The sequence below is a fragment of the Sorangium sp. So ce185 genome, assembly GCF_051526825.1.
Taxonomy (GTDB): domain Bacteria; phylum Myxococcota_A; class Polyangia; order Polyangiales; family Polyangiaceae; genus Sorangium; species Sorangium cellulosum_D.
In genome coordinates, this window is the sequence record NZ_CP150316.1 from 5,380,781 (window position 1) to 5,394,764 (window position 13,984).

At 72.4% G+C, this 13,984-nt stretch carries 9 protein-coding genes; 2 read left to right on the plus strand and 7 right to left on the minus strand.

The window, feature by feature from the left end:
* Positions 1-56: 56 nt before the first annotated feature.
* The 6 genes from WMF26_RS19720 to WMF26_RS19745 all read right to left on the minus strand — a co-directional run bounded on the left by WMF26_RS19720 (position 57) and on the right by WMF26_RS19745 (position 9,476).
* Positions 57-2,966, minus strand: a complete 2,910-nt coding sequence (locus WMF26_RS19720) for a biotin/lipoyl-containing protein (protein ID WP_438001583.1) — start codon at positions 2,964-2,966, stop codon at positions 57-59.
* 2 nt (positions 2,967-2,968) lie between these two features.
* A complete protein-coding gene (locus tag WMF26_RS19725; protein WP_438001584.1) occupies positions 2,969-4,702 on the minus strand; it encodes an acyl-CoA carboxylase subunit beta in 1,734 nt (577 codons plus the stop codon).
* Between the two features lie 262 nt (positions 4,703-4,964).
* Positions 4,965-6,875 carry a GNAT family N-acetyltransferase gene (locus WMF26_RS19730; RefSeq protein WP_438001585.1) on the minus strand — a complete coding sequence of 637 codons (1,911 nt, stop codon included), beginning with the start codon at positions 6,873-6,875 and terminating at the stop codon, positions 4,965-4,967.
* An 85-nt stretch (positions 6,876-6,960) separates the two neighbouring features.
* A complete protein-coding gene (locus tag WMF26_RS19735) occupies positions 6,961-7,371 on the minus strand; it encodes a CBS domain-containing protein (RefSeq protein ID WP_044985985.1) in 411 nt (136 codons plus the stop codon).
* Positions 7,372-7,878: 507 nt separating this feature from the next.
* Positions 7,879-8,298, minus strand: coding sequence for an outer membrane protein assembly factor BamB family protein (locus tag WMF26_RS19740; protein WP_438001586.1), 420 nt, complete (start codon positions 8,296-8,298; stop codon positions 7,879-7,881).
* 392 nt (positions 8,299-8,690) lie between these two features.
* Positions 8,691-9,476 carry a CBS domain-containing protein gene (locus WMF26_RS19745; RefSeq protein WP_438001587.1) on the minus strand — a complete coding sequence of 262 codons (786 nt, stop codon included), beginning with the start codon at positions 9,474-9,476 and terminating at the stop codon, positions 8,691-8,693.
* Between the two features lie 417 nt (positions 9,477-9,893).
* Here WMF26_RS19745 and WMF26_RS19750 point away from each other — a divergent pair, with 417 nt between their 5' ends.
* Together WMF26_RS19750 and WMF26_RS19755 are read left to right on the plus strand one after the other, a co-directional pair.
* Complete coding sequence (locus WMF26_RS19750; protein ID WP_438001588.1) at positions 9,894-10,568, plus strand: universal stress protein; 675 nt, start codon at positions 9,894-9,896, stop codon at positions 10,566-10,568.
* Between the two features lie 220 nt (positions 10,569-10,788).
* Entirely contained in the window at positions 10,789-12,129 is a 1,341-nt protein-coding gene (locus WMF26_RS19755) for a sialate O-acetylesterase (protein ID WP_438001589.1), read from the plus strand.
* Positions 12,130-12,201: 72 nt separating this feature from the next.
* Here WMF26_RS19755 and WMF26_RS19760 read toward each other — a convergent pair whose 3' ends face one another.
* Positions 12,202-13,773: a hypothetical protein gene (locus tag WMF26_RS19760; RefSeq protein ID WP_438001590.1), complete on the minus strand. Its 1,572-nt coding sequence runs from the start codon at positions 13,771-13,773 to the stop codon at positions 12,202-12,204.
* Between the last annotated feature and the right edge of the window lie 211 nt (positions 13,774-13,984).

The following is a 13,984-nucleotide window of genomic DNA, read 5'->3' on the forward strand; positions in this document are numbered from 1 at the left end:
GGCGAGCCGCGGAGGGGCGCCCAGCGCCGGGGCAGGGCGCCGCGGCGCTCGCCTCGTCAGGGCCCCGCCGGATCGAAGATGGCGTCGACATAGCGCGTCGTCTGCTCGCGCCGGCGGCGCTTGCGCTCGGCCGCGTCCTCCTCGACGTGCGCCTCGTCCGGCCTCACGCGGAAGAGCGGCTGCCCCTTCTGCACGATCGTCCCCTCGCCGCCGTCGATGAGCACCTCCTCGATCGTGCCCGAGAACGGCGCGAGCACCTTGTTGAACATCTTCATCACCTCGAGGACGTAGAGCGGATCGCCCGCCTCGAAGTGGCTGCCCTTCGCCACGAAGGGGGGCCGATCCGGCGCCTCCTGCGCGTAGAACATGCCGCCGGTGACCGCGACGATCTCGTTCGCCCGCGTGGCGGGCGGCGGCGCGAGGACCTTGCGCATCCGGGCCGCGAGCTCGCGGTCGAGCAGGCGCTCGGGGATGACGACCTCGCCGTCCTCGCGCACCCGGAGCTCGAAGAAGCGCGCGGCGTCGCCCGCGAGGACCAGCGCGTCGAGGAGCTCCAGCCCCGCCTGGAAGCCGAGGTGCGCGCCGCGGACCCGCCGCCAGAGCTCACCGTCCCAGCCCGGAGGCGCGGCGGGCTGCGACAGGGCCTCTCGCAGCGCGGGCCACGACGGCGCGCCGCCCGCCTGGCCCATCCGCTCGCCGAGGCGCCGGTAAAAGCCGAGCGCGCGCGCGAGGAGCGCCTCGTCGTGATCCCAGATCACGTGGGCCGCGGGGGCGTGCGGCTGCGGCGTCATGTTGAGCAGCCAGTACGTGTCCGAAAGCACCTCGACCGGGTTCTTGAGCCAGCGCACCCGCCCGGACCGGACCTCGAACGACCCCAGGTTCCGGCTGAGCCACGCCGACAGCAGGTGCGGCTCCGCGCAGATCCGCTCCACGGGGCGGCGCACGAGCGTGTCCTTGAGCGCGAACACCTTCCTGAGCCCCGCCTCCGCGCCGTCCCCGGCCTGCGCCGCGAGCCGGCGCTCGTGGCGGGCGCCGAGCTCGGCCCACATCGCGTCGAAATCGAGGCCTCCGAGCTCCGCCGAGAGCTGGCCGACCAGCGTGAGGTACGGGACCACGAAGCGCGTCGTCGGCTTCGCCCACACGTCCCGCGCGAGGAACCAGTGCACGAGCCCGTAATGAAACAGGAGGTTCGTGTGGAGATCGCTGCCCCGGAGCGTCGTCGTGCGCAGGATCTCGCAGAGCCGCAGGTAGGACTCCTCGCGGGAGCCGCCGTAGGTCACGAGGAGCGCGATGTTGCTGTCGTACGCGCCCGCGAGCCGGTAATGCATGAACACCCCGGTGTCGGGGTTCTTCACGCAGATGCCCTGATCGTCGCGGATCTCGTGCGGGTGCGGATCGCTCCAGGAGACGATGACGCCGCCCGCGTGCGGCTCCAGCGCGCCGTTCGTGGCGTTGAGGCGCGCCTCCACCGCGGACCCCTCGCGCCGGACGCGGACCGGCCGCGGCAGCCGCTCGCCGTGGCGCGCGAGCAGGACCATGCACTCGATGAGCGACGTCACCTCGAACGCGTCGGCCGGATCGGCCGGGTTCTCGAAGCGGAGGGCATAACAGAGCTCCGACACCCGGTGCTCGACCTGGATCCGGGTGTTGACCTCCATGAAGTAATGGTGATCGCCCTCGACGATGCACTCGAACGTCGACGCCGAGTTCAGCCCCACCGCGAGCCCGAACCGCTCCGCCTCGGCCTCCATCCGGGCGAGCGAGGCGAGCTCGCGCTCGAGCGACGCCGCTCGCCGCTCGTCGCCGGCGGCGCGCGCCCGCTCGATCGCCTCGCGGAGCCCCTCCTGCGTGATCGCCACCTCGAGCAGCTTCTGCTCGTGCATCTGGATCGAGCAGTCGCGCCCGCCCAGCGCGACGCACCACGCGCCGTTGCCGATCAGCTGGATCTCGTTGTGCCGCGTCTCCTCGACGTTGAGCTCGAGCAGGATGTTCTTGTTGTCGCCGACGCCCGCGGCCTTCACCTCCGCGAGGACCTCCCGCGCCAGCGCGGGGACCTCGGCCGCCCGCGCGCGCGCCGCGGCCTCCGGCTCCGCCGCGCCCTGGGCGACGCCGGCGAGGAGCCGCTGCCCCTTGCCGCCGCCGCCGCCGATGGCCTTGAGCCGGATCCGCCGCCCCGGGTGGCGGGCGAGGAGCTCGGCCGCGCCCCGCTCGAGCTCCGCGCAGAGCTCGTCGGTCGTGTAGAGGTCCACGCGCGCCGCGTAGGCCGCCGCGAGCAGCGCGTCCGCCGCCTCGGCGAGGGGGACGCCCTCGGCGAGCCGCGCCGCGGCGCCCGGGTCGCGCAGCAGCCCGCGCCCTTCGGCGGCCGCGCGCAGGGCCGCGTGATCGGGCCATTTGCGGAGCACGATCCGCCGGGTCGCGTCGTCGATGCCGGGCGTCACGCTGACCGCGGTCGCGAGCGCCGTGCGCTTCGCCTCGTCCTTGAGCCCGGCCGCGCGCTGGACCGACGAGCGGGGGCCGATGAAGACGAGCCCCGCCTCCTCGAGGGTGCGCACGAACTCCTCGTCTTCGGCCATGAAGCCGTACCCCGCGAACACGTGCGTGTAGCCGCCGGCCCGCGCGATCGCGACGATCTCGTGCATCAGCTTGACGCGCTCGTCCTTCGTCGCGCCGGTATAGTCCTTGACCCGGTGCACGTGCGCCGGGTGGATGCACCGCAGCTCGGGCGCCAGCGCGTGCGTGTAGACGATCGAGTCCTTCTCCGAGAGGAGGATGCCATAGTGCTCGATCCCCATCTGGGCGAAGACGTCCATCGCCTCTTTGCGGATCGGACCCCGGCCGACGATCAGCGGCCGCACGTCGTCGGCGGCGAAGGACCGCGCCCACGCCGAGCTCGCTCGGCCGAGCCGGCGGTCGCGCGCCACCATCGGATTGCGGTCGTAACCGCGCGTGCTCCCGAACCCATCCATGCTCAATGAAACTCCCGCTGAACCCCGGTGAACGGCCCTGGCTGGTAATGGCGGAGCAAGAACTCCAGGTTCTCTCCGATCACCGCGCGGAGCTCGCGCGGCATCACGAGCCGCGAGATGGAGCCCAGGCTGAGCCCCTCGCGCGGGTTCATGAGCTCCCGCTCGTACCGCGCGCCGAACTCAGCCTCTCTGGCCTTCAGCCACGCCGCGGCCTCCTCGCGGGCCTCGGCCTTCGCCTTCGCCTCGTCCAGGCCGCGGCCGAGCCGCTCCTTGACGCCCGCCTTCTCCCTGGCGCTCGCCTGCGCGCGCACCTTGCGGAGCTCGTCCTTGTAGACGAACTCCTTGCCGGCGGGCCCCATCACGGCGACGCGCGTCGTGGGGAGCGCGAGGACGACGTCCGCGCCGGTCGCGTAGTTGTTGAACGAGGCGTAGGCGCCGCCGAACGCGTTGCGCACGAGCAGCAGGATGCGCGGGGTCCGCACGTCGATGATCGCGTCGAGCATCGCCCGGCCGGCCTGCACGATGCCCATCGCCTCTTGCTCCCGGCCCGGGAGGAAGCCGGTGGTGTCCTCCATGAAGAGGAGCGGGATGTTGTAGAGGTTGCAGAAGCGGATGAAGCGCGCGTTCTTGTACGCGGCCGCCACGTCGATCTGCCCCGAGGCGACCGCGCTGTTGTTGGCCACGAAGCCGACGACGCGCCCGCCGATCCGCCCGAACGCGGTGATCGTGTTGCGCGCGCGCTGCGGCTGCACCTCGAAGTAGTCGCCGTGATCGCAGATGCGCTGGATGATGATGCTGATATCGAGCGGCGTGTTGAAGCCCGTGGGCGACGAGAGCGCCCTGCGGAGCAGCGTGTCGATCTCGTTCGTCTCGCGGTCGAGCGGATCGCTCGTCCGCTGGAACGGCGGGCTCTCGCGGTTGTTGCTCGGCAGGTAGCCGAGCAGGCGGACGGTGGTGCGCAGCGCGCCGACCTCGTCCGGCACCGTGAGATCGGCCACGCCCGAGGCGCCGTGGACCCGCGGGCCGCCGAGGTCGTCGGGCGAGACCACCTCGCCGAGGACCGATTTGACCACCGCCGCCCCGGTGAGGCCGAAGAACGTCCCGCCCGGCTGGATGACGAAGCTGCCTTGCCGCGGCAGGTAGGAGCCGCCGCCGGCGTTGAACCCGAACATGCACATGATGCTCGGCACCACGCCGCTGATCTTGCGCAGCGCCGCGAACGCCTCGGCGTAGCCGTCGAGCCCGCCGACCCCCGCGGGGACGTAGGCGCCGGCGCTGTCGTTGAGGCCGATGAGCGGGATCCCGCGCTCTCCCGCGAGCTGGAACAGCCGCGCGAGCTTGCGGCCGTTCGTCGCGTCCATCGACCCGGCGCGGACCGTGAAATCGTGGCCGTAGAGCGCGACGTCGCGGCTGCCGATGCGCAGGATCGCCGTGACCAGCGAGGCGCCGTCCAGGTTCGGCCCCCAGTTCTCGAAGAGCACGCGCGGCGGCTCGGGGGTCAGCACGCGGATGCGCTCCCAGATCGTCATCCGGCCTTTGCTGTGCTGCCGGATGATGTTCTCCGGGCCCGCGGAGACATAGGGCCGCCGGCGGAGCTCCTCGGCCTCCCGGAGCGCGGCGTCGTACGCCGAGGCCGGCGCGGCCGCCCCGCCGGGCGCCTCGTCGAGCGGATCGTCGAGCGAGGGCACGACGGCGGCGGGCTTCGTCACGAGTTCGTTGCGATCAAGGGGGCTCATGGACAGGCGCGCCACTCTACCATGGCGCGATCTCGCGGCGCACGCCGCGCGCCCAGCGAGGCACGCGCCCGTCTCGGCGTGTGGGGCGCGGCACGGAGCGCTGCCTCGGAGGCGGCTCGACCGAGTCCGCGGCTGCGCCGCGACGCGTCTTCACCGCGTGCGGCGGGACCGTATGCGGCGGGACCGTATGCGGCGGGCGGCGCGCGGCGTCGACGAGGCCGGGCGCGCGGCGGGCGGCGTCGACGAGGCCGGACGCGGCGAGTCATGGATGGCCGGTCGCCGCGCTGCTCGGGCTGGCCGCCGGCGCGCGGCCTTCGGGCGCGTCGAAGCGCGCGGTGACGTGGTAAACGCCGGCCTCGAGATCGAGGCTGAGGCGCAGCCCGCTCTTCTCGAGCACCCGCATCATCGCCTTGTTCGAGAGCAGGACGTCGGCCTCGAACCCCGAGAGCCCCCGGGCCCTCGCGATCTCCGCCATCCGCCGCATGAGCAGGGTGCCGACCCCCTTTCCCTGCCATTCATCGCGGACCACGAAGGCGATGTCGGCGAGGTTGTTCTTCGGATCGACGTCGTAGCGGGCCATCCCGACCACGGCGTCGCGCTCCGGGCCGGCGCAGGCGACGATGGCCATGTTCTGCTCGTAATCGAGGTTCACGAGCTGTTGCATCTCCTCGTGGGGGTGCTCGCGCTTGTGGCTCATGAAGCGGCGATAGACGCTCTCGTCCGAGAGGCGATAGAAGAGGTCCTGCAGCGCGGCCTCGTCGGAGAGCCTGACCGGCCGGCAGAGCAGCGCCTCGCCCGAGGGGAGGCTCGCCGCCCGCGCCTCCTGAGAGGGGTAGTCCGCGCGCGAGACGACCTGGTCGCTGAACACGTAGCGGCGCTGCTTGGCGGCGGCGAGTAGGTCGGCGCGGTGATCGGGGTGGGCGATCTCGATGAGCGCGAGCGCGCGCTGCCGGATGTTCCGGCCCCAGAGGTCGGCGACGCCGTGCTCCGTCACCACGTAGTGCACGTCCCCGCGGCTCGTCACGATGCCGGCGCCCTGCTCGAACGCCGGCTGGATCCGGCTGATCGTGCCGTCCTTCGCGGTGGACCGGAGCGCGATGATCGGCTTGCCGCCGCGGCTCCGCGCGGCGCCCCGGATGAAGTCGACCTGCCCCCCGATGCCGGAGAAGAAGCGGCCCATCAGCGTGTCGGCGGCGACCTGGCCTGTCAGATCGACGGCGAGCGCCGCGTTGATGGCGATCATCCGGTCGTTTCGGGCGATGATCAGCGGATCGTTGGTGAAGGCGCAGCCGCGCATCTCGAGGACGGGGTTGTCGTGGGCCCAGGCGTAGAGGGCGCGGCTCCCGAGGAGGAACGAGGTCACGAGCTTCCCTGGCAGGAGGGACTTTCTGCGGTTCGTGATGACGCCGCGCCGGACGAGCTCCATCACGCCGTCGGAGAGCATCTCGGTGTGGACGCCGAGGTCGCTCCGGCCATCGAGCGCGGCGAGCACGGCGTTCGGGATCTTGCCGATGCCCGTCTGGAGGGTCGCGCCGTCGGGCACGAGCGTCGCCACGTGCCGGCCGATGGCGCGGTCGATCTCGTCGAGCGGCTCGATCGCGCGCTCGGGCAGCTCGCGATCCACCGGGACGAGGTGGGTTATCCGATCCACGTGCAAGAACGAGTCTCCGTGGGTGCGGGGCATCTGCGGGTTGACCTCGGCGAGGACCAGATCGGCCGAGTCGACGGCGGCGCGGACGATGTCGACGGAGACGCCGAGGCTGACGAAGCCGTGGGCGTCCGGGGGGCTCACCTGGATGAGGGCCACGTCGATGCGCACGCGGCGCGAGAGGATCAGGCTGGGGATCTCGGAGAGGAAGACCGGCATGAAGTCGGCGCGCCCCTCGTGGACGGCCTCGCGGACGTTCTGGCCGATGAAGAACGCCGTGTGCCGGAACCGCCGCTCGAGGCCGGGGCGGACGTAGGGCGCGGGGCCCTCGGTCATCAGGTGGACGATCTCGTTGTCGGCGAGGTGATCGCCGGACTCGACGAGCGCGTTCACGAGCTCGCTCGGCTCCGCGGCGCCCGAGCCGACGAGGATGCGCCGCCCCCGCGGGATCGCGCGGACGGCCTCCTCGGCCGTCTTCACTTTGTCGGCGAAGCGCGTTTGCCAGTCCGTGACCGTCTGTTGCATCGAGTTCCTCTTCCTGCTGTGCTGGTGGGGAGTGGAGGGGGTGTTGCCGGCGCGGGCGCGGGCCGCGGCGCTCGCCGGGCCGCCGTCAGGCGGTCTCTTTTTCGGCGAGCAAGGCGGCCAGGACGGCCAGGGCGTCGGTCGTCGTGAAGACGCCGACGACGTGCGCGCCGTTCAGCACGACGGCCGAGCCGTACTTGTGCTCGGCCATCTCGCGGACCACCTCGGAGAGGGGCGCGTCCGGCGCGACGGCGTAGGGGCTCGGCGACATGGCCTCGCTGACGAGGAGCTCGTCGCCCTCTTGGTCCTTGAGCGTCTCGATCCAGTAGATGTCCCGCTCGGAGATCATGCCGACCAGCCGGCCGCCGCGCAGCACCGGCAGGTGCCGGATGCGATGTCCTCGCATGAGCTTGCGGGCGAGGCCGACCTTCTGATCGGCGCCGATCGAGTGCGGGCTCTTGGTCATGCAATCCTGGATGCGAAGGGTCGAAGAGCTCATGAGGCCTCCCCGGGCGCTGGGCGTCCGTGACGATCCGAGCGATTCAGGCGTCTGCAAGAGGGTCAGCAAGATGCGGACCACCGGGCGGAGCTCGGCTTCTGGCAGCGGTGGTCAGCGCGGCGGGCGACCTGAGCTGGTTTGATGCGCCGCGTGCGCGGCGCTGGCGACCTCCGACTTCCAGCCGCCGGCGAGGGCGCGCGTGCAGCGATTGCGCGCGGGCGCAGGGGGTTCGCCGGCGGATGGCGCGGCAGGCATGCTGTCGCGGCTCATCGCGCAGGCGCTGGCTCTTTCGGCGACGCGCGGAGCCGAAGTAGACTGAGCAACTCGGCGAGATCGACGAGCCCCTCGGCTTCAATGGCCTCATCCGCCGATAGCTGCTCTCCGCGATCCTGCTTGTCCAGGAGCGCCTGGAGCCGGCGGTCGACCCCCTCCGGGAGGCGGAGCTGGGCAAGGTCGGAAGGGAGCTCCACTTCGATGTGGACCGTTGCAGGTGTAGCCATCGGCGCGTCAGTCCTTGTCGTCGGACTGGGCGACGTTGCCCGGCACGCCCAGGGCGACCGGGCCCAGTCCCTTGCCCTTGAAGCGGTTGTGCCAGAGGCTCTGGCCGGTGAGCGAGAAACACTCGATCTCGCCCTGCTTGGCGACGAAGAGCCGGTCTCCCTCCAGGAGCAGCGTGGCGCGGCCGAGCGTGGTGGTCTTCACCTCCCAGAGCAGCTCGCCCGTCGGGTAACGCAGGCAGGCGACGCCGTTGAAGGTCGCCGCGTAGATCGCCTCGGGCGTGATCAGGAGCGCCGTGGACGAGTACCCGGCCCCGTCCTGCTTGCGCTCCCAGAGCACGCGCCCGGTGACCGGATCCACCCCGAAGATCTGACCCAGGAACGCCGCCACCAGCACCGGCGCCGCCGCCGTCGTCCGGTATTCGCTCATCCGCTGCCTCCGTTCGTGAATGCCCTCAGCGAGCTATCAGCCAGGCGGCAGCGCGGCAAGTTGCGGACGCGTGCGGTCGCGAGTCGCCCGCCGTGATCAGGCAACCTCGCCTGCGCGGGAAGGCTCGAGACCACCGCAGGAGGCAGGTCTGTGTGCTGAGCTAGACCAGAAGCGTCGCTCCGGAGACAGATCTGTATGCTGAGCTACACCAGGAGCCTCTCCCGGATACAAATCTGTATGATGAACTACACCAAGTGCCTCTCTCCGGAGGCAGATCTGTATGATGCGCTACTGTTGGATCCAAATTCGCAGACAGATCTGTATGATGTCCTACGTCGACCCCCAGATCCGCAGACACGTCCGCGTAACTTCTTGCTCGGGGCGCTCTCCCCTCAGGCTCTCCTGCGCCCCGGCGGGATCAGGTATCCGCAGCTCCGCCCGAACCACCGCAGCACGTCGAGCGACGACAGGATGCCCACCACCTTGCCGTCGTCCGAGACGATCGGCAGCCGGTGCACGCCCTCGTAGGCCATCAGCGACGCGGCCTGCCGGATGCTCGCGCTCTCGTGCAGCTGCACCACGACGGGCGTCATCACGTCGCGCGCGGTGACCTTGACGGGCTCGTACACGTAGAAGCCCTGCTCCATGTCGAGCGGCGCGACGTCGTCCGGGTGCAAGCTCATCCGCTCGGATTCCTCGGTGTCGCCGCGCTCCTCGGCCGCCCGGAGCACGTCGGCCCGCGACACCATGCCGACCGGCTTGCCGTCCGCATCCACGACCGGCATCCCGCTGATCCCGTGGCGGATGAGCAGGGCCGCGATCTCGTCGACCGTGACCTCCGGCCGCACGCAGATGACGTCCCGGCTCATGATCCCGGCGAGCGGCGCCGCCGGATTCACGTGCTGACCCACCCCGGCCAGCGGGTCCGCGCTCCCCATGGCCGACATCGCGCGCTCGGTATGGCAGACGACCGACGTCGTGCGCGACGCCGCGTCGAAATGCAGCGCGTGGAACCGACGGCACGACTCGCACTCGGGCACCGTGGCCGACCGCTCCTTGAGCGGGCAATAGACGGTCGCGACGACCGACGCCTCGCCGTCGTCTCCAACGATGCGCGCGCTGCGGATCGCGTGCTGCGGGATGGGGTGCTCTCCGTTGATCGGTCCAAGGGTCGTCATCGTCATCTCTCCGCTCGCCTCCGCGGCCTTCGCTCCGAGGCGCGCCCTGCGATGAGCACCGCCCGTGCCACGCCCGAGCGCCCCGGAACGCCGCGGCAGGCGCGGCAGGCCCCGAGCGCCGCGCCCGCGCCGCCGCGCGCCGTTTGCGCCGCGACGAAAGGCATGCACGCCCCGCGCGCCGCGCGCGGAGGTCCGCCGCGCGCGGGGCGACGCGCCCAGCGCGCGAGTCGCCCGCTCTCCGCCTTCGGAGCGCATGGCAGGGCCCGCCGCTCGCCGCCTTTCGGAGCGCATGGCACGGCCCGTGCGAACCCTGCGAGCAGCGCGCGCGCGGCGTGCCGAGAGGCGCGCCGCGCAGCACGCCGGGCAGAGCAGGACAACCGGCCCGGATGGACTGGCAACGAGGCTGAGGAGGACGTCATGTCGAGCGTGGGCGCAACGGGTCGGTTCATCGTCGTGGTCGGGATCGACTTCTCGGATCTGAGCAACCGCGCGCTCGATCAGGCGCTCGAGTCCGCCTGCTGCCGCGACAACGCGGAGGTGCACGTGGTCTACGTCGAGCCCGAGAGCTGGGTCGGCGTCGGGCTCTCGCGGGCGCCGGCGGCGGCCACCAAGCCCGACGTGGCGCTCCAGCAGCTCCAGGCGCGCGCGAGCGAGCGCGTCCGCGCCCTGGGCGCCAAGCTCGACGGCAGGCGGCTCAAGCGCGTCGTCGTCCACTTCCGCCGCGGCGACGCGGCTGGGAACATCGCTCAGCTCGCCGCCGACCTCGACGCCGACCTCGTGGTCGTCGGCTCGCACGGCCACCGCGGGCTCGAGCGGCTGCTCCTCGGCTCGGTCGCCGAGCGCGTCGCCCGGCTCGCGCGCTGCCCGGTGTGGATCGTGCGGCCGAAGGATCACGCGACCGCCGGCCGGGTGCCCGAGATCGAGCCGCCTTGCCCCGAGTGCGTGAAGCGCCGGCAGGAGACCGGCGCCGCCGATCTCTGGTGCGCGCGCCACTCGGAGCATCACGTCCGGCCCCACCGCTACTCGTACGCGACAAACGGGGTCTACGCGACGTCGAGCGCCGCCTACCACGCGACGCCCGAAGGGAATTGATCGTGATTGATCGCGATCGAGAGGCGAGCTCGACGAGGTTGCGCACCTGCGGGGTAAACCCCCGACATCCTGTCCTGTGAACGCCGGACGAACGGCGCATTCAAGCGTCGAAGGTCGAAGATCGCGCCGCCGCTCCGTCGCGTTCGACCTCATCGGACGGCGGCCCCCGCCGCGCGCCGGCGTATTGACGCTGCGCTGCCAGCGGAGAATATACCGTGTCATGAAGCGGTCCTGCATCGCCGTGGCGGCTCTCGCGATCTCGCTCTCCGCGTCCGCCGCGGCACAGCCGGTGAAGCTGTTCGTGCTCGCCGGCCAGTCCAACATGGTCGGCTACGGCGTGGGCACCGCTTTGCCGGCCGAGCTCCAGAGCCAGCCCGACATCTGGTACGACCACCACAACCCCGACGCGCGCGAGGGGGGGCCGTACGCCGCGGCGACGAGCACCGACTGGGGGCCGCTCGAGCCGAAGGGCGAGGCGCGCCGCTACGGGCCGGAGATCACGTTCGGCCACGCGATGGCGGCGGCGTACCCCGAGCACCGGATCGCGATCGTGAAGCTGGCGCAGGGGGGCACGAACCTTGTCGACCACTGGGGGCGCGGGCTGGGGCCGGATCCGGAGGTGCTCTACAAATCGCAGCTCTACCACGCGCTCCTCGGCAAGCTGGACTCCGCGACGTACACAGGCGATCGCGCCCTCCGCTACCCCGACGAGCCGACGCGGCTCGACAACGCCCTGGCGCGGCTCGAGTCGGAGGGGCACGATGTCGAGATCGCCGGGCTCCTCTGGATGCAGGGCGAGAACGAGGCGGGGTGGGCGGCCGCGTTCACCTACGGCGACACGCTGCGCGGCTTCATCGCGGCGATCCGCGAGGATCTCGGCGCGCCCGGGCTCCCGGTCGTGCTCGGCCGGATCAGCGACAACCTCTACCCGGCGAACGGCGGGCCCATCGCCGCCGGCAAAGAGGCGAACATCGACGCCGTGCGCGCGGCGCAGGTGGCCGTGGCCGAGGAAGACCCTCGGGTCGCGTGGGTCGACACGGACGACTTCGCCCCGCGGCGGGCCGACGATACGTGGCATTTCGACTCCGCCGCGTACCAGCTCCTCGGCGAGCGCTTCGCCGAGGCGTACCTCGCGCTGGTCGCCGAGACGGGCTCGCCGGGCGCCTCGTCGGCGAACGGCGCCGCGAGCGCGGGCGCGGGGGGAGGGGACGGCGCGGCGGGGGCGAGCGGGAGCACGGTGGCGTCCGGCAGCGCCGCGGGCGCGGGGGGAGGGGGCGGCGCGGCGGGGGCGAGCGGGAGCTCCGTGTCGTCGGCGAGCGGCGCCGCGGGCGTGGGCGGGGGCGGCGCGGCGGGGGCGAGCGGGAGCGCGGCGGCCGCGGGCAGCGCCGGGAGCGCGGCCGGACCGAGCGGGGCCGCGCCCGGGGGCGCCGGCGGTAGCACCAGCGGCTGCGGCTGCCGGACGGCCGGGATCCCGGGCCAGGGGCCGGGGGCGGCAGCGCTCGCGCTGATCGCGCTGGCGGCGCTGCGCCGGCGCCGCCGGAGCGGGCGCGAGCCCGGCTGAACCGGGGCTCGCCGCCTCAGGGAGAAGGCCCGAGAGGCCCGCTCTTCCATCGAGCGGGCCGCCGGCAACCGCTCAGTCCTCGGAGGCTTCGAACGGCTGGCAGAGCGAGAACGTGCAGAAATAGCCCTCGCGGCAGTCCTCCACCGTGTCGCACTCGGCGTAGCAGAGGCCGCTGGTGACGCAGGCGCCGCCGCCGGCGCAGGCGAGGCTCTCCTCGTCGCAGAAGCTCGTGCAGTAGCCCTCAGGCCAGTTGGCGTTAGTGATGCAGAAGCCGCCGGCGCAGTCGCCGTCGCCGGTGCAAGCGGCGCCGTCGGCGCCATCCCCCGTCACCACCGGCGGGTCGCAGAGGCCCGTGGGACTACAGACGTACCCGTCCGAGCACTGAGCGTCGCTGGTGCAGGACGGGACGCAGATGCCGTCGTCGCTGTTGCACGTATAGCCGTCGCGGCAGTCGCTTTCCGCGTCGCAGGAGGCCAGGCAGACGCCGGAGACGCAGGTACTGCCGTCGGCGCATTCGCCGAGCTCTCCGCCGCACTCGGTCGTACAGTAGCCGCCCGGCCAGCCGTCCCCGACCTCGCTGATGCACCACTCGCCAGCGCACTCGTTGTTCAGCGTGCAGGGGCTGCCGTCCGGGACCCCGGGTGCATCGCAGAAGCCCGATTCCTCGTCGCACACGCCCACTTCCGAGCATTGCGCGTCGCTTGTGCAGTTCGGCTGACAGAACCCGCTGAAGCATCCATAGCCGTCGCGGCATTCGCTCGAGTCCGTGCACGCGTCCAGGCAGACGCCGGCGCCGCTCGGGAAGAATCCGCAGGAGCCGCCGCCGGCGCAGTCGCTGCTCGATTCGCAGAAGCCTGAACAGGTGCCGGCGGGCCAGCCGTACATCTCGGTGAGGCAGAAGCCGCCCTGGCACGCGGCATCCTCCGAGCACGCAACGCCATCGGCGCCGAGCTCGCTGCCACCCGCGCCACCGTCGCCGCCGGTGCCGGTGGTGGCAGAGGTGGTGGAGGTGACGCTGCCGCCACCGCCGCCGTCGCCGCCGGTACCGGTGGTGGCGGAGGTGGTGGAGGTGACGCTGCCGCCACCGCCGCCGTCGCCGCCGGTACCGGTGGTGGCGGAGGTGGTGGAGGTGACGCTGCCGCCGCCGTCGCCGCCGGTACCGGTGGTGGCGGAGGTGGTGGAGGTGACGCTGCCGCCACCGCCGCCGTCGCCGCCGGTACCGGTGGTGGCGGAGGTGGTGGAGGTGACGCTGCCGCCACCGCCGCCGTCGCCGCCAGTGCCGGTGGAGGTGGTGGAGGTGACGCTGCCGCCGCCGCCGCCGTCGCCGCCGGTGCCGGAGGTGGTGGAGGCGACGCTGCCGCCACCACCGCCGTCGCCGCCAGTGCCGCCCTGGCCGCCGGTGCCGCCGCCTTCGCCGCCGGTGCCGCCGCCTTCGCCGCCGGTGCCGCCGCCTTCGCCGCCGGTGCCGCCGCCCTCGCCGCCCTCGCCGCCCTCGCCGCCAGCGCCGCCGGTTCCCGCCGTCGTGCTGCCGCTGGTCGTCGTGCTGCCGCTGCTGCCGGTCCCGGGGGTCGTCGGGTCGTCATCGCCGCACGCCGCGGTCACCAAGCTCAACGCAAAGAGGCACACCAAAGATCGCATCTTCATCCGCTGCTCTCCAGCCGGTAGGGGTCCAGTGACGCGGTGCCGGCCGTCGGAGGCGAGGCGCCGCAGCGCGATGGGCGCGCGCGCATCTTCTGTCGAAACGACACGGATGCCAACGGCTCTTTTCACTTCCTCTCCGCTCTTCCGCGCGGAGAGCACCCGGAAACGCCGCGCTCGATCGACGCCGCTCTCACCCCGCCCCCGCCGGCCCCGT